This is a genomic window from [Mycoplasma] phocae (assembly GCF_003332325.1).
Classification (GTDB): Bacteria; Bacillota_I; Bacilli_A; order Mycoplasmatales; family Metamycoplasmataceae; genus Metamycoplasma; species Metamycoplasma phocae.
Map to the genome: position 1 here is coordinate 44,932 of NZ_CP029295.1, position 23,105 is coordinate 68,036.

Below are 23,105 nucleotides of genomic sequence, written 5' to 3' on the forward strand. Positions count from 1 at the left end.
GGTAGAAATGAAAAAGAAATTAAAATTTTTACTCGGTGCTGCGCCACTTGCAACACTGCCCATTTTAGCTGTTGCCGCTTCATGTACTAACAGTACTGATAATGGTGCTAATGCTGGATATCAATCAAGAATATTAAAAGAAACAATAACAAAAAACAAAATCTTAACAAAAATTGCAGATACTTATTTAGAATCTTTTTATGAAAACGAACTTACACTAGCAAATACTGCTGAAGCCAAAAAAGATCCAATTTTGTTCTTAATGACAGATGCAACCACATCTACTTTAAATGCCAAAACTAGAGAATTATTTAAATACTATGCAGCAATTAAATTAAAAGAAGACCCACAGTTCTTCTGGAATTTAAAATCGCAATTTATTAATGCGAATGTCGATACAAATAATTTCGATCCAACACCATATGTAATTCCTAATGATCAACAACTTAACTTTATTTTGAAAAATTCAGAAGTTATTACAAATAGTATTAGATTAGAATTGCAAAAAATGCTTCTAGTTCAAGTCTATTTCTTAAAAGATCGAGCAGAGTATAAAAAATTAGCAAATAATGAAAATGGTTTGGATAAATATCAACTATCATTAAAAGCCGAAATTGATAAAAAAGATACTCCAACATCAAGAAAAGATTTATATAATTCATTTAACTTTGCTGATGATAATTTATATTTAGTGAAATATTTAGTAGACAATCCAATGATTGAATCATGATCATTTACTGATGATCGTGATATGAACCTAAGGTTGGGACAAGCAAATATTTCTACATTTGATGACTTTAATAATTTAGCAAAATATCAACCATCAGGAGTTGAACAATATGAATTCAATCCAACTGCATCAGCTAACGATCATTTAATTATGACTGGCTCATCAGAAGGTTTTGATCTTAAAAATTTAAGAGCATATAAAGGTTTTATTAAAAATGCTACCAACGCCGGTGATTTATCAACATCTTTAACTAGCTTACAAAATGAATTATCTTCAATTTTTGGATTTGTTGATCCAAAAAACAATGTTGTTTATTCACAAGACAGCTTTAAATTTTCAAAAATACTAGCACAAGAAAAAAATAACCCAAAAATTCAAGCAACAAACGCGTTAAACGAAAAAGCTAAAACTGATAAATTAACATCATTTGATAGTGGTGATTTTACATTTGAGGGATTAACTCAAGATTCAACAAATAAATCACTATTTACAAAACAAATTAATGTTGATAATAAAAATTACACTCTAGTATTTGAACAAAGGGGCACGATTACTTTTGATGGTCAATCTCTAACTGTTCCAATGCATTTATCGGTAAGAGAACTTCCTAATCGTCATTTTTATGAATTTAAATCAAAACTTGAATATAATGCCGCAACAAAAACTTTTAGTGGTATGCAACAATTACCTGAGTTTAATTTAGATAAATATCCTACATCAGTTGATGTTGTAAAAGATAATAAAATTGAAGCTCAATATGTAGTAAAAGTAGCTCCTTTATATACCAATAAAAAATTTAAAGATGCCGAGCAAAAAGATGTAGATAGAAAAGTATTTTCATTTGACTTAACTCCATGAGCCAATGTAAGCGAGCAAACAATTATTGCTAATAATATTATTGCTGCAAACACAGCCTCATTATTTAGAGAAGCAGTGAAATATTTTAAAGAATTAGGTTTTAGATTTGATTTAAAAAACATTAATCAAGATGTTTTAGATACTTTAAAAATAGAAGGATTAATATAATATATATATGATAGAAAGAGATACATTTCAGAGAATTATTGATAGAGAAATTCCAGCAACAATTATTTACGAAGATGATAAAGTTATTGCCTTTTTAGATATTGACCCAGTTAGCAAAGGTCATTTCCTTGTAGTTCCCAAAAAATATTCAAAAAATTTATATGATATAAAAGATGAAGATTTATCTTATCTAATAAATATTACAAGACAATTAGCAGTTGAACAAACAGATAAGCTAGGAGCTTCAGGATTTAAACTAGAAATGAATAATAACGAATCAGCTGGACAATCTGTTTTTAGAACACATATTCACATTATTCCAAGTTATGATGAATAACTATCATTATTAAAGTTGGCCACGGTGCCAACTTTTTATAATAAAATTATTTATATATGGAATACGAAACAAGAGCAATTATTTTAAATCGACAAGATATTAATGAATATGATGAAATTATTAGTGCTCTATCAGAAAATGGTAAGATCACATTTTTTGCACCCGGTGTTAGAAAATCCACATCAAAAAATAATTTAAATTTGCAACTATATTCATTAGTTAATTTAGAAATTATTGAAAGTAAACAAAAAAAATTAATGCCTAGATTGAAAAGAGCATCATTAATTAAACAAATTCCAATAAATATTATGTTAAAACGAGAATATGATGATATTAAATATTTTTTTAGCAAGATAACTTCATCAACTAAAGCTCTAATAATTATTGATGCCTTTTTAGAATGTATTGATTATCTTGCTGAAGCTAAGAATAAAGTTATTTCTTACTTACTTTATAAAATTATTAAAGTTGAAGGGTTAGCGCCGCGATTTGATGGTTGTGTTGAATGTCAACGCAAAGAACACTTAGTAGATTTTGAATTTCACCGTGGCGGATTTTTATGTACGTTTCATAGTCAATCATCAAAATCCATTTCTCTGCTTAGATCACTTTATTGATTGAACACGACCTATACTTCATTTAGTGATTCATGTTCATTTTATGACGCAAGTTTAATTAGAAAAATGCTTATTCAATATTTAATTGAAGTAATTTAAAACAACCAAACTTGTAAAAATTTGGTTGTTGCTATTTATTTTCTTTTTCAACTAAAACTTCTTGACTGTTTTTAGAAATTTTTTTATTTTTAGTTTTTTCTTTTGTTGGCTTATTAGAATTTTTTTTCTTTTTGTTATCTTTAGTTTCTTTACCTTTAGTCTTAGAATTTTTATTGCTATCTTGAATTTCGCTATTGCTTTCAGTTTTATCAGCAAATAGAATAGTTGGAATAATTACAACATTTCTTCGTTTTTGTTTGTAGAAAAATGGCGCTAAACGATCAATTATAAGTTGTTTTAATTGTGGTACTGTCCAATCAGTTGTGTTTTTAATGGTATATAAAACTGCGCCGTGAACAATTCTTTTAACCTCCTCAACTAGGTGAAGTGAATTTTTAACAAAGAATGCTCCACGCGAAACAACTCTTGGCTTACCAAGAATAATGTTTTTTTCCTTATTAATTGCAATAATAACATTTAGAAATCCATTTTCTCCTAATTCCATTCTTTCCTTGAGAATTTGAGAATTAGCCTTAGATAGCACCGTTCCATCGATGAAAACTGGTCCGAAATATACTTTTTCATTTGATAATCTAATTTTATGATTTTCTAAATAATAAACATCTCCTAATTTTGCAACAATAATGTTTTTAGCATTAACTCCAGATTCTGTTGCTGTATAACCATGAACAACACTCATTCGATATTCACCATGATATGGCATAAAATATTTAGGTTTTGTTAGCTGAAAAATTTTAAGATGTTCATCTCGGTAGGCATGTCCTGATGTATGTAGATATCCATCAATGCCATTTTCTCTAATAATTGCTCCAAGTTTGTATAAACGATTAACAAGCAATTCAATTTTTGAACGGTTACCTGGAATTGGACTTGATGAAAAAATAATAGTATCTTTTGGTTTAATAGTAATATTCGGATGTTTACCATATGACATTTTAGCAAGCCCAGCAAGCTCTTCGCCTTGTGATCCTGTTGTTAGAATTAGTAGTTCATTATCATCATATTTTGAGAGATTTTTCTTATCAACAAAAATTTCTTCAGGAGCGTTGATATAACCAAGTCTTCTACCAATATCAATATTGTCAACCATTGAACGACCAAAAGCGATAACTTTTTTATTAAGTTCGGCTCCTAGTTCAATTATGGCCTTAATTCTTGTTAGATTTGAAGCAAACGCAGTTACGATAATTTTCTTTTCAGCTTTTAGCATGTACTTTTTAATGTCTTTTAAAATATCACTTTCTGATGGTGAATGATTAGGACGCATAGCATTTGTTGAATCAGAAAATAATACATCCAGACCTTCATCTCCAATTTGTTTTAATTTTGAAAAATCGGTTAAATTTCCAATTGGAGTGTAGTCAAATCGAAAATCTCCAGTCATCATAAGTGAACCATTTGGGGTTTTGATTCTAATTCCAAACGCATCTGGAATTGAATGCTGTGCTGTTCAATAATCTACTTGACAATCACCAAAATTTCAAACTGCATCTTTTTCAGTTTCAAAAAATTCAATTTGTTTTTTGATTTTCATATCATCGAATTTTAATTTTAAATATTGGATTGCAATTCTCGGTGCATAAATGCGTTTAATATCAACTTGCTGTACTAAATATGGTACACCACCAATATGATCCTCATGACCATGGGTAATGAAAAGTCCAGCGATTCTGTCCTGATTTTCTGCTAAATAGGTAAAATCTGGAATTGAACCATTTATTCCAGTTACAAAAGAATCACAAAATTTAATACCAGTGTCAATAATGAAAATATGTTGGTCATATTCTATTATTAAAGTACTTTTACCAATTTCTTGCATTCCTCCAAGTCCAAAGATTTTTGTTGGTTTCATAAACCTTCCCTTCGTATTTTAGTTATTATTTATTATTAAAAGTAATCGAACAATAATTTAAAATTTTAACAAATTTAAGAAATTAATAACATTAAATTGATTTTTATTATAATTTATGTTATGAAAACTACAAAAAAATTCGGTGGAGAAAGATCGTTCGCACTGTTCACGATGTTCCTAAGAATAGTAGGTGCTGCTCTAATTGGAGTAGGAATTTACTATTTATATGATAACATCAGTGAATATATAACGGAAAATCGAGATGCATTAAAAAATGACACGATTAACGGAGTTTTAGACATGATTAAAATTTTATGATCTAAAAATATGTTATTCTTAGGTTTAGTCGGTGCTGGTGTGGGTATATGAGCAATTTGTTATATATTTGCGATTATAGTCATATCATTAGCATCCTGAAAAGGACAAGCACTTGGAAGAGCGTTGCTAATCATTGCAACAATTCTATTTCCAGTACCAGTACTACCTTCATTTGGCTTGTTTTTCGTGGCGATAAGTCCTCAAAAAAATTAGGTAATAAAAAATATCCGGTTATGTCGGATATTTTTTTAAAAGTTATTTATAATTAAAACATGACAAAAAAAGAATTAGACGAAAAAAAACATTATGTTAAAAAGTCTTATGTCGATGCAAAAAATATTGTTATTCGTGGCAATATGTTTATGTTGGCAATTGGACTTTTATTAGGTGCTTCATTTGGAGCGGTAGTATCTTCTTTAGCAACAGACGTAATTATGTCCGCTATCACAAGAGCAATCGATGTTAATGTTCAAGAATGAATTGTATGACAAAAAATTGTTGACGGTAAAGTTGTTGGCGGAATTTATATTGGTAAGTTTCTAGCGGCATTATTACAATTTATAATTGTTTCAATTTTCATTTTCTTTGGATTATTAACAGTATTTTTAATAAAAAACAAAATGACATATGCTAAAGCTAAAAAAATGCCAGTTGAAGATGAAAAACCAACTCCAATTTCACACCAAGAAATGATGTTAGAAGAATTACGTAAATTAAATGAAAATTTAATGTTATTAAAAGCCGCGCCCGAAACATCGGCTAGAAAAACCAAAAAAACTGAATAGATAAAATGATGCTATGCTAAAAATATTTTACATTTGGCATCTTGAAATTAGAATATGATAGGAGCTCCTATCATATATTTTTTTGTCTAAGTTGTCGTTCCAAAATTCTAATAATCTAAATAATAAAAAATATATTTGCTCTTTTTATTTATTTTAATTTTTATAAATTTAATTAAAGTCTGTCATATAGGTTTTAGCATCGATATATATGTGCCTAATTTAATCAGAATTATTTGACCAAAAATAAATTATTAAATTAAAAATTCGTTTGTGATTTTTTAATGCCTAAATTAAATAATATAAAAATAAAATTAAATTAATTTAGATAAGTCTTATTTTTAAAATTTAACATTCAGATTATTGGTACTAATCAAATTTAATTTCTTTTTATTTACTAATAATTAATTACGTTTTATTAGTAAACATTTTTTATAATTTTTTTTAAATTTGTTTTTATTCTTTGATTTTTTCAACAAATTTAAACATTTAGCAAATAAAATAACTATTTTTTTATCAGAATAAGCTAATAATAATTTGTTATTAAACTTTGAAAATATAAATTTAAAACCTATTTATTATTATTTTTTTTGTTTAAATTCAATAATTTTTTCAACAAATTTGCTTTTTGTATTATAAATTATAGTTTTTTGCAATATTTCAATTTTATAAATTTGCATTTTGATCAAAAATAGTGGCATTAATTTTTAAGAATTAAGTTGGTATTTACGATCATATGCAAAATGCATTATTACATAAAAAATACCTATATACAAGAAAAAATCATTGAATTTGTTTAAAAAAGTAACTAACTATTAGGTAAAAAACAAATTTTCATTAAATTTGTGTATAATCTAGTCTAATCATAGATATAAATGCTTTGCAATCATCGTTTAATTTAGATAAATTAAAAATCAAGGAGATGCTTTATGAAATTTCTTAAAAAAAGAAAAAATAAAATTTTATTAGGAGTTGTAATTTCAACTGCTGTTGTTTCGATATCTCTAGGCGCGGGTTTATATTACCTAAACTCTGACTTAGCTAGAAATGAACTAAGAAGCATTGCATCACCTGAGATTAATATTAAGCTAATTAATAAGGATAATCTTGATATTAAAAATGCTAGCTCTTCAATTAATGATAGTAACTTAAAAGAAATCAAAACTCCGCAAAAAATTATTCCTAAAAAAGATGAAAAAATTATAAGCGCTCCAGATATTAAAAAACCAGAGACAAAAAAAGAAGAACAAAAAGAAAAACCAGAAGATAAAAAAGAGAAGAAACCATCTCCAATAATCGAAGAAATTGATGAAAATAAGGATAAAACTAAACCTTCAAGACCAAGCGCGGATGATTTAAGAGATACTGAAGAAACTTATGTAGATTTTGGAGATATAAAAGTAAAAGTAAGAATTAAAAAACCTGGTCGTAAAATTGATCCAAAGTACATTAATTTAGCTAATCGAGAAGAATATTTAAATAATATCGTTGGTAAAATTGTTTATGTTGAAGTTACTCAAGAGTTAATAGATAAAAACCGTAGTAATGTCCAAGGAGCATTTAAATCTGCTCTTCACCAGGTTACATTAAATGACTTTAAAACATATAGCGAAGGTGATATAAAAGCAGTAATTAGGCAAAATAAAAATACAGGATATTTTATAAATTTATTTGAAAAATACAAAAGATTATTTGATAATGGCGATAAGGTTGTTGATTTTTTAACCGAAGAGGGTAAAAGAAAATATCCTATAGAAATTAAACAAAAATACATTGACACCGTTGATAGATTAAATAAGGAAATAGAATCAAAGAAAAAAGAATTCGATGAATTTACCAAGAAAAAGCCACAAGAAAGAGATCCTAAAACTGGTGAATACACAGAAGAATTTAACAAATATTCAAAGGAATTTGAAAAATTTGATACAGATATTATCGAACTTAAAAATCAAATTCAAGACGCAAAAGATTATAAATACTCACAATTAATAGCTAATTTAGATTTTGATAGATTCAAAAATGTGGCTCCAAGCATAGATGCCGATCTAAGCAAGGGTTATGTTATAAACACTGATGAGCAAAATGTATATGTAGATGAAAATGGTAATTTGAACTCATTTGCAAGTAGTCCACTTCTTAACCAAACGACTTCAAGAAATGAAAGAGATAATTCACAAAAACGTGCTTTTGGTATTCCTGGCTATTTTGGAAGAAGTTCATACTTAATTGATGAGGGAAACTATCCAGGTTGAAATAAAGCAGATGTAACATTATCTCCAGACTTCCAATTTTTAAATATTAACTCGAGTGACGGAATCAAAATTGAAAAACTAACAAAGGATTTAAGATCAAAATTAGATACAAAAAGAAATGAAGGTTATGTTGTTACTATCGATGCCTCAAATTCAAGTGGCTATAGCAAAACATTGAATTTAATTAAGCAATTAAAAGAAAAAGGCAAAGAAATTACGTCGTATCGTATTAAAAATATCGGTCTAAGAGATAATAATCAAGAGTTTTTAGATATTTTTAAAGAATTACCAGAAAAGTTACCACAATTAGAAGTATTTTTTGAAGGACCTAACACATCAGCTCTTCTAGCATTAGAATCAAAAAAAATTGATGAACTAGGAATTTATACAAGTGGTAACTCATTAGCTGAACATTGATCAATTAATCCATATGCCTTAAAAAATGTTGCTTGATTTAATAACCTCGATTATAACGTAAGTTGAGATTATAATAAATATGAAAAAATTACTACAAGAATAACTTTTGATAGTATATCTTTTGATCAAAGTGATTATAGTGCAGATTTAAAAAGAATTAATGATGGTCTAAAAATTGCATATTGAATTAGAAATAATGAACCTGTTTTCCAAGGTGGTTTGGGTCCTGGTCTAGATCCAGATAATAATGAAAAAGGTAATAGTTATCCAACTGGATTGGATTTAACTAGAGTAAAATCAATGAAATCTTTAAAAGGATTGCAATTTAAACGAGAAGACAACGATCCTGAAGATAGTAAACGTCGCCTAAAAAGAATTGGTTTATATAATAGCGGTCCAATTTTCAGCATTGATGTTGATGACCTTAATGATGGACAATTTGATATATTGGATACAAATCCATTTTCACAACCAAGGTCTAAGATTTATTTTAGTAATGGCTCTGAAACAACAAGGATAAATGTTACAAATAATAAAAAAATAAGACTAAGCAGTTCGGGAAAAACAAATCTAAAAACACTTTTAAACTATAGTGATAATTTCGGTTCTAACACAAAAATTGAAATCGACATGAAAGATTCTAATTTAGTTAGTGATTTAAGTGAATTTACTACTTCTGAAAGTAATGGTATTGTAATCGCATAATGTTAACTTTAATTGCCAATATCATATGTATGACATATAAAATAAATGTAATTTAACTACTTAAAATTAATATTAATTTAAGTGTTAAATAATTAGCAAAGAATTTAATGTTGAAAAATTTATAAATCTTTAAATAGTTGTTATTTATAATAAATAAAGATAAATATCAACAAAACGAATAAATAACTAAAAATTTTTGGTGATGGATATAATTTCAATAATTTTAAAGTTGTGGTGTTAATGATTTACTTTTTAATAAATCAAAAGATTTTAAAATAAATTAGAAATAAGTTTTGTAAATTAACGTAGAAATTTCTAAACGTTGAATGTTTAGAGATTTTTATTAAAAATCAATAATGCTAGGTCTATTTTTTTTAAACACATCATGCGACAGATTCTATCTAAAAATAGCATTTAATAAAATTTAGATTACAAACAATTATGGCAACACACTTCCCCTAGATAATGCTAAATTTCTAATTATTACGTATAAAATATTGCATAAATTTTATAATATACAAACTATTATTTAGGTGCTTTGAAATCTAGAGAATTATAAAAATCTTGTTTTATCATTTTATTCAATTTTTATAACTTTTGCGTTAAAATCTGAATAATTTTTATAAAATTGATGTCTATTTTCTTAAAAAAATAAAAAAAGTGATTAAATTAGTCAATAATATTAGCAAATAAATATAAGGATGAATTTTATGAAATTTTTCAAGAAAAAAAGAAATAAAATCTTGTTGGGAGTTGTTACATCAGCTGCCGTTATTTCTATTGTAGTGGGAACAGGATTATATTTTCTAAATTCCGATTCGGCTAGAAATCAACTTAGAAGTATTTCAGCTGCCGAAATTAATTCACAACTAATTAATAAGGATAACCTTGATATAAGAAATGCAAATTCTTCAGTTAATGACAACAATTTGAAAGAAATTAATGATCCTCAAAAAATTAATCCTAAAAAAGATGACAAAATTATTACTGCTCCAGATCGAAAAAGACCTGAAAGTAAAAAAGAAAATCATAAAGATATTAAAAAAGAAGAACAAAGACCCGGTCCAATTATTGAAAAAATAGAAGAAAATAATTCAAAACGGGATGACCAAGATGGTATCGAAGAAACATATGTGGATTTTGGAGATATAAAAGTTAAGGTAAAAATTAGAAGACCTGGCCGTAAAATCAGACCAACAGAAAGACATTTAGCGAACCGCGAGGAATATCTAAATGATATAGTTGGGCAATTAATTTCTGTTGATGTTACGGATGAATTGATCAAGAAGAATTCGGAAAATATCGTAAACTCATTTAAAAATAGTATTTTTCCCAATGATCTAAAACAATTTAAGGAAACAGATCCATCTGTAATGGCTTCATTAATTCATATTAATCGAAGAAACCCTTACTATGAAAATTTATTTGATAGATATCGTTTGTTATTTGATAATCCAAATGACAAAGTTAAAGAATTCCTGACCGAAAAAGGTAAGTCTATTTATGATATAGATATTAAAAAAAGATATATTGATACCGTTAATAGATTAAATGCCGAACATGCTAAAAAATATCAAGAACTTCTTGATTTTGGAAAAAAAGCTCCACCAAATGATAGTCCAAAATTTGATGAATACTCAAAGGAATTTCAAAAAATTAGCACCATGCTTACCGAAATTAAATATGATATCGAAAAGGCTAAATATTACAAATATTCACAACTAATAGCTAATTTAGACTTTACTAAATTCAGTAGTATATCTTCTGACATAAATGCAAATCTTCATAAAGGTTTGGTTATTGATCCAAATGAACGTAATGTCTACGTTGATAGTGAGGGTAATTTGAATTCATATGCAAGTAGTCCTCTTCTAAACCATGTTACATCAAGAAATGAAAGAGATAATTCAAAAAAACGTGCCTTTGGTATTCCTGGATATTTTGGAAGAAGTTCTGATGATGTAAGCCAAGGTAATTATCCAGGCTGACATAAATCTGATGTTACACGTGATCCAGAATTTAGATTCTTAGAAATTAATGGAAATGAAGGAATTCAAATTCATAAACTAACAAAAGATTTAAGCTCAAAATTAGAAACAAAACGAGATGTGGGATATGTTGTTACTATCGATGCTTCAAATAAGTTAGGTTATGCCAAAACATTAGACCTAATTAAAAAACTAAAACAAAATAATAAAGAAATTACTTCATATCGAATTAAAAACATCGGATTAACTAATAATAATCAAGATTTTTTCAATATATTTAAAGAATTACCAGAGAATTTGCCACAATTAGAATTATTCTTTGAGGGAAGTAATACTTCGGCTCTTATAGCACTTGAAACTAAAAAAATTGATGAACTCGCAGTTTATACCACTGGAAATTCATTAGCAGATCACTGGTCAATTAATCCATATGCTTTAAAAGGTGTAGCATGGGTTAATAACCTCGATTATAATGTAAGTTGAGACTATCCAAAAAATGCAAAAATTGCATCTAGAATAACCTTTGATAGCATTAGTTTTGAAGAATCTGACTTTAAGCAAGGATTAACTAGAGTTAATGATGGTTTAAAAATTGCTTATTGAGTTAGAAATAACGAACCAATTTTTCAAGGGGGATTTGGCCCCGGTTTAGATCCAGATAATAACGAAAAAGGAAATAGCTATCCAGTAGGTTTAGATTTAACTAGAGTAACATCGAAAAAATCATTAAAAGGATTGCAATTCAAGCGCGAAGAAGGCGATCCAGACAGTAGCAAACGTCGCCTAAAAGGAATTGGTTTATATAATGATAGTTCAATTTTCACTATTGATGTTGATGATCTTAATGATGGGCAATTTGATATATTGGATACAAATCCATATGCACAACCAAGATCTAAAATTTACTTTAGCAATGGCACTCAAACAAGAACAATCAAGATCACAAATAATAAAAAAATTAGACTAGATGGTTCTGGTAAAACTAATTTACAAATGCTTTTAAAATACAGTCCAGATAACTTTAATTCTGGAACAAAAATTGAAATTGACAAAACTGACAGTGGCTTAGTTAGTGATTTAAGTGGTTTTAATATTTCAGAAAGTAATGGTATTGAAATTGCATAATATAGAAAGAGAGAAAAGATTATGAAAAAGAATCTAAAAAAATATTTATTTGCTCCGATAGTACTGTTAACACCGCTTGCTTTAATAGCATGTAAGGTTACTAAAAATTCAGGGGATTCTAGCGAAACTGATTTAAAAAAATTAACTCCGGAAAAAATAAGAGAAAAGCTTAACAATATTAATGAATTTGATATCATTCAATTTAATGAATATAAAATTGAAAAATCACAAATTAAACCTTCTGATATTATTGATCTTAGCAAAATTATTGTTCAACCTAAGGAAGCTTCTTTAAAAGATAAAGTAAAGGTTGAAGTAATTGGTATTAAGGATGTAAAAGATAGTGAAGGAATGTTAACTCTAGTTTTACAAATATCATATGATAATATAACCACTCAAAAAGATTTTGTAGTATCTGGATTTAGAAAATTCGTAGATCCCACAATTGATTTAGGATTTGTAAAAAAATTCTCTCCTGATAATTTACAGGATTATATCGACTCTGATCTTTATAAACAATTTGAATTAGATAATAAGAAATACATTGATAATTTCTTGAGAAACGCAATTAATTTCTACTCTAATGGTGATATTAGTAAGTGAAGAGAAAATATTAAAAGGGATCCCAAACTAATTTCAAAATATGATGAAATTGCCAGGGAACTTCACTTGGATGATTTTAATAGTGCATTATTAAAAGGTTTTGCCTTACCACAAAAAGAGGGCAATCAAAAGAAGATAAGTTTATATGATGGTCCTGAAGTACCAAAAGCTCCAGGTTGATCTGATATTGCTGGTCGTGATGTTAATAAAGCCTATGGAGTACCAAGAATTCTACCTAACCAAAAATACAAAGATTATGCTCTAGATACCTATTCGGTTACATTTACATGACCTGATGAGAAGAAAAATCAAGAGACAAATTCTAAAAATAATTTTAGACAAACCCATGGAACAATGTGGACAATGGATTTTGTTAAAAGAGATGACGGAAAATATCCAACTAAGTGATATTTTGGAACTAACATGCACGTTGCCGATACCTTTGTTGACACAACAGTTAGCATTTCATTAACGAACATAAAAAAGGAAGTGGGATTAAATACTAAATTACCACTTTTAAATGGTGATAGATTTAGAGAATTCTTTAATGTTAATAACTTAAAAATAAATGATGGTAATAAAGGGGCAGCTAACGTAATTTTTGAGGCTAAAGATTTTTTAAATATAGACCCAGCAAATTATTTAATAAAAGAACAACAAGATAAATATAAAGATTTTAAGGAAATGTTAGATTTTGCTGTTATTGAAATAGATTTTGAAAAATTTGAAAATTCTAAACCAAAAGAATTTCCTGATGTAGAGTCTTGAGTTAAAGAAATAACTCATAATTACGCAAATGAAACAAAAAGACATATTAAATTTTTATCAAAAACTTATCTGACAAATTACGATAAGGCCAAATTTAGTTTGGATGCTAAAAAAGCAATAACAGAAAATAAAGATAATTTTTACATCATCGGATATCCTATTAGTACATTTGACTGGGGACTTGATATGTATGAAGATAAAGATTATGATGTAAACACAAGAAAATTTAAACAAAGTTTATGAATTAATGGCGAATCATCATTATTTAATACAACAAATGTTACAAATCAGGATTCAACTCAAAAATTTAGACAAGAAAATGGTAATAGATTATCAAGTAATTTAGGATTTAGAACCTTTGGCGATAAACCCGGACTATTAGATGCTTTTATCGGTTTTCCAAAAATATCAAATGAAAAACGTGATGATTTTTATACAAAAACTGATAAGGATGGCAAAAAATCGTACTTTATTAATTTTGGATTAGAATATTCACCAAGACACTTTTCTCCAGAACCAGGAGCATCAGGTTCAGTTATAAGAAATCAAAATAACGAATTAGTTGCTGTTTTCCATTCAAAACACGCACTAACTAATTCGGGTCTTGCCGCAGCATTTAGATCTGAAGGGTATGATTATAAAGGATTATATGGTAGTTATAATCTCCCACAATATGATTTAATTTACGGTGGTGGAAAAAATCAAAGTAACTCATTTAGACAAACATTATTTAATAAATATAAGGGCGAAACTAATTTTAAAACTAATTTATTTGAATCTGATTCAATTCCTGATTCTTATAAATTTAACAATAATAAATAATCAACTAATTTAGTTTACATAATTTAAACACTCCAAGATAAGGGGTGTTTTTATGTTAAAATAATTTTCATTTGATAAAAAATAAATACTGCAAACTAATTGTAAAAAATCAATTTGAAATTACTTTAATTCAGTTTATTATCGATACCAAATATTGCTATTAAAAATATAAGATATGTTAGCTAGATATGAAAATAAAAAACTTTCTAGAAAAACATAACAACCAATAATCAATGTCAACTAAAATCTGCTCATTTGGCAATATGTGGTCAAAATATTTAATTGCGAATTTTCAGTAATTAAATATTTATCTTATAAAATAAAATAATTTTGATTTTGAAATCATATATAGTAAAAATGGAAAGCACATAAATTTAGGAGGAGTACAAAAAAATAGATTATAAGACTTCGAGCTATGTTTCCATTCCATGCAGTGTGAATTTAGCTTTTAAATTATTTTGCTTTCGTTACATTTTGCTAATGCTTATTTTTTATAACTCTAGGATAAAATGTGTATTTGAAATAATATAAATCAATATTTTCTTTGATAAAATCAATAAATTTATTGAAATATAATAATTATTATTAATAATTCCTAATGATCTAAAATCTTATAAAAATCAAAATATTGAAATCTCAAAGTAATTTAAATGTATAAATGAGAATTTAAAACGAATTATTAATTAAAAAGTTATTGTAAAAAATATAAAATTTAAATATAAGGAAATAAGGGATAAATATGAGAAAAATATCAATAATAGTTAGTAAATATGACATGGAAGATATTAATAGCTTCATAAAAAAATATCATTCTTCAATGATGGAGTATAGTGACAATAAATGATATTTCATGAGTAAATTTAAAGATAATCCTGAAGAAATAAATTTTAATATACAGGTTTTAGACTTTAATCAATTAAATGAAGAAGACATTTTAAAACATATGGAAATTAATATTTTAAAAGCAACTGAAATTGCGAAAAAAATTTCAACTAATCAAAAATATAGCGATGATTTTATTTTAGTTAATGAAGATCATGCTGTTATCGATAAAATTAGAAATCATTTAATTAAATTTCAATATGAGAAAAATTGGAGCATTATTGACTATTATGCCGATATATTTTCAACATTATTAATGTCACATCTATTCAAAAATGGAAATAAGCGATTTGCTTATTCTTTTCTTAGGGTATTAATGAATAGATCTGGTTTTTATGTTAAATGAACATATTATCCTTATAACATTGATTTACTTGACAAAATGAATAATTCTATAGAAGAAAAAATTGCTTGTTTTGAAGTTTGTTTGTCAAATAGATCAACTCAAGACTCAATTTGTACGCTAGAACAACAACAATTAGAAGAAAATGAAACCAATAGAGAGTATTGTTTAAGCAAATTACAAAAATATAAAAATGAAGATATAAAAACTCGTAAGGAAATGGTTAAAAACGAAATAAAAGAATGAATTAAAGAATTAATATGTATTAGTTATTAATTAAAAAAAAAAAAAAATAATGTATAATAATAGGAAATTTAGAAGGAAATAATATGAAAAATAAAATTACTTTTATTAAATGAAGCGAAAAACCATTAATTAGTGATGCTGAACTTGCAAAACGTGAAAAAAGATGAAAAAAAGAATATCCTGAAAGTGAAGCAATTTTTGTTAATACAATGAAAGCCTTAGCAAAAATGTAATCATATGCTAATAATTAATTAAATCTCTAGATTAACCTTTAGAGATTTTTTTAATATAAAAAACAAGTAGTTTAATTTAATTTAACTGACTTATTTTAATTATGAATGAAAAGTTTTTTTCTAGTAATGCTGTCGACTTTTGTCTGCATAATGGTAATTGATTTTGAATTTTCTAAATAGCTAAAATCTAATTTAATCATATAAAAAAATTAAATTATATCCTACGCTATGCTTTCATGTAATGTGAAATTAATGTTTAAATTACTTCGCCTAAGTTTCATCCCCAAGATGTAATTTTTATCAAAAAAATGAAATTAAATTAATTTAATGTTAGTTAAAAATAGCTAATATTTTGAGAATATAATATTTTTAGGAATTTTATATTAAAATATTATTTATTTTTTGATTAATTTAGATATATTTGACATTTTTATTTAAATAAATAAATGCGTAATTATTATCAAAAACTATTTTTGGCATTTTTTTGCTAATAAATTACTAATATTTTTGCAATTTTTATTTATTTTAAAAGAAAATAAAAAAAAATACTTAAATTAGTCAATAATAGAAGTAATAAGATAAAAGTAAAGAGGAATCTATGAAATTTTTTAAAAAGAGAAAAAACAAAATCTTATTTGGAGTTTTTGCGTCAACTATTGCAGCATCTGTCGTTTTAGGTGCGGGATTATATTATTTAAATTCGGATTCTAGAAGCAAACTTAGAAGTTTTTCTTCTACAACTGTAAATCCAAATTTAATAAATAATAATAATTTAGATCTAAGGGGCGTAGATTCCTCAATTACCGACCAAAATTTAAAAGAACTTGATAAAAAAGAAGAACAAAAAACCGAAGATAATGAAATAAATACTAAAACCGAACAAAAACCGGACGAAAAAGATTCTAAAAAACCAGAAAATGATACTACTGATAAAAATCAAAATGCAAATGGTGGATCTCAAAATACGAATGAAAATGTTGAAATTGGTAAACAAAATAATGACAAAAAAGATAACATTATCGCAAACAATGATGATAAAGTTGATATAGCTAAGATAATAAGTGAAGATTTCTATTTTAAAGGTCTAAAATTTAAAATAAAAGTTAATAAATTACCTCAAAATAATCAAAACCCATCTAGTCGTGGTCAAAGTGGTAATCCATCGATTAAATTAATTGATATTGAAGTAACCGATCAATTAAGAGAATTAAACAGACAAAATATTAAAAGCGCTTTCGAAAGAAAATCCCCAAAAGACGTATTAGAGGAATTAAATCATCGTGATGAACAAGAAGAAGCAAATTATATTCAAGATAATAAAATTTTCTTCAATGATTTGTTTGATAAATATCACCGCTTATTTGATGCCCCTAATGATAAGGTAAAAGAATTTTTAAATGAAGATGGTCAAAAAATCTACGATTCTCAAATTAGAGATCACTACAGCAATACTATTAAGTCACTTGAAATATCCGAAAAAAACACTAGAAATAGCGAACGACTACAAGATATCCAAAGAAAAAAGGTTAATGCTAAAAATCACAAATATATTCAATTGCTTAAATATTTAGATTACTCAAAATTTAAGGTAACAGAAAAAGTTCAAGAAAATTTAAGAAAAGGCATTTTAATCGATGAAAACGAGCAAAATGTTTATGTTAATGAAAATGGAGAATTAGAATCTAATTCTACCTCTTCATCACTTTTAAAAAATATAGAATCAGGAAATAATAAACAATAATCTACCTATTAATTTAAAATAAAATGCTACAAAATTCTCCTATTAATTAGAAGTTGATGTAGCATTTTTATTTTTTAAATTTGCATATTATTTAAATAATCATTAAGTATGAAATTAAAATTTTTATTTTACAAATATTTTTTATATTTCAATATTTTCAATGATTTATTCAACCTTTTTAATATTTATCATTAAATAATTTGTTTAGCAGAACATTAAATTATTATCATGACACAGAATTTTAGATGATAATAAGCCTTAATACCGCATAAAATTCTAAATTGGCCCTTAAATTTTTTAATTTATTCTATTATTTTCCATAAATTTTTTTGAAATATGCTAATAACCACTAAATTTTATAAAAATTTTGTTTTTACAAATAAAATCATTATTTTTTTATTTTTTATTTAAAATTCCTTATTTTCTATGTAATTTGTATTTATTTTTTAGAAAAAAATAAAAAAAATGGTTAAATATATTAATCAATGATATAAGTAATTGTGCAAAACAAAGGAGGGTCTATGGGATTTATTAAAAAAAGAAAAAATAAAATTTTGTTAGGTGTTTTTGCGACCGTTATTGCAACATCTATTACCGTAGGAACAGGATTATATTTTTTGAACTCAGATTCTAGAAATAAGTTTATAAGCGTTGCATCAGCAAGTGTTAATCCAAATTTAATAAACAATAATAATTTGGATATTAGAAATGCCAATTCCTCAAGCGTTGATCAAAATCTAAAAGAGAATAACAAAAAAGAAGAGCAAAAAGAAAACAAAAAAGTTGAAAAACCAGATAAAAATATTGAAATTAAAAATGAAGATAAAAATAAAAAAGATGAAAACAAAAGAAATAACGATATAGCTAGCGATTCAGAAAAAATTGTTGAGGAATACATCGATTTTAATGGATTAAAAGTAAAGGTAAGAATTAAAAAAATAATCAGAAATATTGATCCAAAATATAAACATTTAGCAAATCGGGACCCATATATTAATAACACTCTTGGTAAACTAGTTAGTGTTGAAGTTACTGATGAGCTTAGAGAATTAAATAAAAATAATGTTCAAAATTCTTTTAAAAATAAAATTCCAGAAAATGTTTTATCAGAACTTGCTAATAGTACCGAAAGCCAAAATAAAGCTTATATTCGCCAAAATACATTTTATTTCGAAAATTTATTTGATAAATACCGTCGTTTATTTGATGCGCCTAATGACAAAGTTAAACAATTTTTAACTGCACATGGTAAAAGCATTTATGATGTAGAAATTAAAGGTCATTATGAAAAAACCATTGCTGAACTTAATAACAAAATAGCAGAAATAGAAAAAAAACTTTCAGAGCATGAAAATAAATTTAAAGGAAATGATGATCCTGGTTTTGATGAATATTCAAAAGAATTTCAAAGAATATATAACGAAAAGAAAGAACTTGAAAATCAAAAAATTGATGCCAAAAATCATAAATATGTTCAATTAATTAAAAATCTAGATTATACAAAATTTAATGTAAGCTCACAAATTCAGCAAAATTTAAGCAAAGGTTTAGTTATTGATCAAAAAGAGCAAAACGTTTATGTTAATGAAAACGGCGAACTTGAATCATATGCAACATCACCACTTCTAAATGAAGTTGTCGCTAGAAATTCTCGTGATAATGCACAGAAAAGAGTTTTCGGTATACCCGGTCCTTTTGGGAGAACTCCTGATTCTATAGCAGAAGGAAATTATGAGGGATGAATTAAAAATGATGTAACGACATCACCGGAATTTAATTTCTTAAATATTAAATCAGGCGAGGGAATTAAAATCGAACAATTAACTAAAGATCCAAATTCAAAAGTTGAAACTAAAATAAAAAGTGGTTATGTAGTTACTATTGATGCTTCAAATCCAGTGGCATATAACAAAACCTTAAAAGTCATTCAAGATTTAATTGCAAATAAAAAAGAAATTACTTCTTACCGTATTAAAAATATCGGTTTAACCAATAAAAATCAAGAATTTTTTGAAATATTCAAAGCGTTACCTGAACATTTACCACAATTAGAATTGTTTTTTGAAAGCACAAATACTTCAGCGCTTTTAGCACTTGAAAGTAAAAAAATTGATGAGTTAAGTATTTATACAACTGGTAACTCACTTTTAGATGATTGAGTTTTAAATCCTTATGCATTTTTAGGTGTTGCGTGATATAACAACTTAGACTATAACGTTAGCAAAGATTTCCAACGAAATATAAAAATTACTACAAGAGTAACCTTTAATAGTATTGGATTTGAGGAAAGTGATTATAAACCAGATTTAAAAAGAATTAATGATGGTCTAAAAATTGCATATTGAATTAGAAATAATGAACCCCTATATCAAGGTAGTCTTGGTCCTGGATTAGATCCTGATACTAATGAAAGAGGAAATAGCTACCCAACTGGTTTAGATTTAACTAGAGTAACTTCTATGAAATCGCTACGGGGCTTAGAATTTAAAAAAGAACCTACCGATCCTGAGAATACTCGTCGTCGTCTAAGAAGAATTGGACTATATAATGATAGTAGCGTTTTCACAATTGACGCTGATGAATTAAACGAAGCTCAATTTGATATTTTGGATACTAATCCCGATCTTAAACCAAAATCAAAAATATTCTTTAGCAATGGTTTTGAAACTAGAAGAATTAAAGTAACAAATTTAAAGAACACACAATTAACATCTACTGGTAGAACTAATTTAAATATATTACTAAACTTTAGTGAAGATAATTTCTCTAGAGACACCGAAATTGAAATTGATACAAATGATACTAATTTAGTTAATTCGCTAACTGGATTTAAGATTTCACAAGACAAAATAGAAATAGCCTAATATACAAAGGAATATAGATGATGAAAAAGCGTAATTTTAAAAAATATTTATTTGCCCCAATAGTACTACTCTCTCCATTTGCTTTAATTGCTTGCAAAGTGGAGAGCAACAAAGCTGGCGATAAAACTCAAATTCAGCTTAATGAAAGTTTAAATGCTGATCAAATTAGAGAAAAACTTAATAGTATTGAAGATTTTGATTTTGTACAATTTGATCAATATCAAAGCAAAAAAAGAGATCTTAAACCTTCAGATATTATAAGTTATGTTGATGTAATTGCTAAACCACAAGATGCTTCGTTAAGGGATAAGGTTAAAGTTGAAGTTAGCGAAATTAAAGAAGTTAACGATAGAGATGGTGAATTAACATTTAACTTGAAACTTTCATACAATGAAACATCAATTAATAAAGATATTAGAGTATCTGGTTTTAAAAAATATGTAAGTAATATTATCGATCTTCGCCACGAAGAGAGATTTGCTCCCAATTCTAATAAACTACAAGACTATATAAATTCAGATTTGTATTCACAATTTAAATTAGATAATCAAAAATATCTTGATAATTTCCTAAAAAGGTATATTGATTATGCAACTGATAAAAAACCTGAAAATTGAAGAAAAGACATTGCACGCGACAGCGAATTTATTGAGGAGTATAATAAGCTTGCTGAAAAACTTCACTTAGATGATTTTAATAGCGCTTTATATAAAGGATTTGCTTTACCACAAAATGAAGATGGTAAGAAAAAATTAAGTCTATATGAAGGCACCGAGGTTGCAAAAGCTCCTGGCTGATCTGATATTGCCGGCCGTGATGTTAATAAGGCCTATGGTGTTCCAAGAATTTTACCAAATGATACTTATAGAAAATATGCCTTAGATACTTATTCGGTTTCATTCCAATGACCAGATGAGAAAAAAAACAAAGAAGAGAAAACATTAAATAAATATTTAAGACAAGCACACGGAACAATGTGAACAATGGACTTTGCTAAAGAAGAAGGCAAATCTTATCCAACCAAATGATATTTTGGAACTAACATGCATGTGGCTGATGCCTTTAATAATAATGTCATATCGTTGTCCTTATCTAATATTAAAGATAGTGTAGGAATAAATACAAAATTACCATTACTAGGTGGAGATAGATATGCCGATTTCTTTAATTCTTATTATATAAATGGTGACATTAAAGACGCTGTAAATGTAATTTTTGAAGCTAAAGATTTTCTAGATATTAGTCCTGCTAATTATTTAATTAAGTCACAACGAGATAAATACAAAGACTATCAAGAAATGCTAGATTTTGCTATTATTGAAATTGATTTTGAAAAATTAATAAAATCGAAACCAAATGAATTTCCTAATGCGGAATCTTGAGCTAAGAAAATTACCCATGACTATGCTAATCAATCGGACAGACATGTTAAATTTTTATCTGAAACTTACTTAAAAAATTACGATAAAGCTAAATTTAGCTTGGATACCGAAATAGCTAAAAAAGAAAAGAAAGATAATTTTTATATTATTGGTTACCCTATCAGTACAAATGACTGGGGACTTGATAGATATGAAGATAAAGATTTTGATCCTAAAACAAGACCTTATAAACAAAGTCTATGAATTAATGGCGAATCATCATTTTTCAATGCTAAAAATATAAAAATTAATCCTGACAAAAATAATCTTACTACTCAAGAATTTAGACAATTAAATGGTGATAGATTTTCAAGTAATTTAGGTTTCAGAACTTTTGCTGATAAACCTGGTCTATTAGATGCCTTTATCGGTTTTCCAAAAATTTCTAATCAGGAAAAGAATCAATTCTATACTAAAAATAACAGTGATGGAACTAAATCTTATTTCATTAATTTTGGACTTGAATATTCACCAAGACACTTTTCTCCAGAACCCGGAGCATCAGGTTCAGTTATAAGAAATCAAAAAAATGAATTAGTCGGTGTATTCCATTCTAAAAATGGTGCAACTAATTCAGGTCTTGCTGCCGCATTTAGATCTGAAGGATATGATTATGAAGGTTTATATGGTGATTATAAATTACCACAATATGATCTAATTTATGGTGGCGCAACAGGTCAAAAAAATTCTTATTTAGATGAATTGAAGAAAAAATATACCGGATCATTCAAAACCAACTTATTTAAAAATGGGTTCACCATACCTGAAGAATTTAAATTTAATAAATAGAATCACATTTTTTGTGATTTTTTTATATAAATTTTTCTAATATTTTATTTAATTATTCTTATTATATTTCTTTGTTTTAAAGAAAAATTAAATAAATTTATTGAAATTAAAGATTATATTAGCA

General features: G+C 26.5%; 14 protein-coding genes. 13 read left to right on the plus strand and 1 reads right to left on the minus strand.

Going from position 1 to position 23,105, the window contains the following annotated elements:
• The first annotated feature begins 7 nt into the window (after nt 1-7).
• From DA803_RS05805 to recO, 3 genes are read left to right on the plus strand one after another with little or no spacing between them, the layout of a single operon-like run.
• A complete protein-coding gene (locus DA803_RS05805; RefSeq protein WP_114190638.1) occupies nt 8-1,756 on the plus strand; it encodes a HinT-interacting membrane complex lipoprotein P60 in 1,749 nt (582 codons plus the stop codon).
• A gap of 7 nt (nt 1,757-1,763) precedes the next feature.
• Complete coding sequence (gene hinT / locus DA803_RS00180; protein ID WP_114190639.1) at nt 1,764-2,093, plus strand: histidine triad protein HinT; 330 nt, start codon at nt 1,764-1,766, stop codon at nt 2,091-2,093.
• Between the two features lie 56 nt (nt 2,094-2,149).
• Nucleotides 2,150-2,809: a DNA repair protein RecO gene (recO, locus tag DA803_RS00185; protein ID WP_114190640.1), complete on the plus strand. Its 660-nt coding sequence runs from the start codon at nt 2,150-2,152 to the stop codon at nt 2,807-2,809.
• 31 nt (nt 2,810-2,840) lie between these two features.
• Here recO and DA803_RS00190 read toward each other — a convergent pair whose 3' ends face one another.
• A complete protein-coding gene (locus DA803_RS00190) occupies nt 2,841-4,682 on the minus strand; it encodes a ribonuclease J (RefSeq protein ID WP_114190641.1) in 1,842 nt (613 codons plus the stop codon).
• Between the two features lie 120 nt (nt 4,683-4,802).
• On the opposite strand from DA803_RS00190, the gene DA803_RS05810 reads away from it, so the two are divergent.
• The 10 genes from DA803_RS05810 to mip (DA803_RS00235) all read left to right on the plus strand — a co-directional run bounded on the left by DA803_RS05810 (nt 4,803) and on the right by mip (DA803_RS00235) (nt 22,981).
• A complete protein-coding gene (locus DA803_RS05810) occupies nt 4,803-5,213 on the plus strand; it encodes a hypothetical protein (RefSeq protein ID WP_145960811.1) in 411 nt (136 codons plus the stop codon).
• A gap of 59 nt (nt 5,214-5,272) precedes the next feature.
• Complete coding sequence (locus tag DA803_RS05815) at nt 5,273-5,785, plus strand: MscL family protein (RefSeq protein WP_114190643.1); 513 nt, start codon at nt 5,273-5,275, stop codon at nt 5,783-5,785.
• A 926-nt stretch (nt 5,786-6,711) separates the two neighbouring features.
• Complete coding sequence (locus DA803_RS00205; RefSeq protein ID WP_114190644.1) at nt 6,712-9,156, plus strand: putative immunoglobulin-blocking virulence protein; 2,445 nt, start codon at nt 6,712-6,714, stop codon at nt 9,154-9,156.
• Between the two features lie 710 nt (nt 9,157-9,866).
• Nucleotides 9,867-12,269 (plus strand): putative immunoglobulin-blocking virulence protein, encoded by a 2,403-nt coding sequence (locus DA803_RS05820; RefSeq protein WP_170120252.1) that lies wholly within the window; start codon nt 9,867-9,869, stop codon nt 12,267-12,269.
• Nucleotides 12,270-12,290: 21 nt separating this feature from the next.
• Nucleotides 12,291-14,462: an Ig-specific serine endopeptidase MIP gene (gene mip / locus DA803_RS00215; RefSeq protein ID WP_114190646.1), complete on the plus strand. Its 2,172-nt coding sequence runs from the start codon at nt 12,291-12,293 to the stop codon at nt 14,460-14,462.
• A 739-nt stretch (nt 14,463-15,201) separates the two neighbouring features.
• A complete protein-coding gene (locus DA803_RS00220; RefSeq protein WP_114190647.1) occupies nt 15,202-15,963 on the plus strand; it encodes a type II toxin-antitoxin system death-on-curing family toxin in 762 nt (253 codons plus the stop codon).
• 53 nt (nt 15,964-16,016) lie between these two features.
• Nucleotides 16,017-16,166 (plus strand): hypothetical protein, encoded by a 150-nt coding sequence (locus DA803_RS05825; RefSeq protein ID WP_170120253.1) that lies wholly within the window; start codon nt 16,017-16,019, stop codon nt 16,164-16,166.
• A 598-nt stretch (nt 16,167-16,764) separates the two neighbouring features.
• On the plus strand, nt 16,765-17,907 hold the full coding sequence (locus tag DA803_RS00225) for a hypothetical protein (RefSeq protein ID WP_114190648.1): 1,143 nt from the start codon (nt 16,765-16,767) through the stop codon (nt 17,905-17,907).
• Between the two features lie 521 nt (nt 17,908-18,428).
• The gene (locus DA803_RS00230; RefSeq protein WP_114190649.1) at nt 18,429-20,771 is read left to right on the plus strand and encodes a putative immunoglobulin-blocking virulence protein; all 2,343 of its coding nucleotides are present in this window, start codon (nt 18,429-18,431) and stop codon (nt 20,769-20,771) included.
• 20 nt (nt 20,772-20,791) lie between these two features.
• Complete coding sequence (mip, locus tag DA803_RS00235) at nt 20,792-22,981, plus strand: Ig-specific serine endopeptidase MIP (protein ID WP_170120254.1); 2,190 nt, start codon at nt 20,792-20,794, stop codon at nt 22,979-22,981.
• Nucleotides 22,982-23,105: the final 124 nt, after the last annotated feature.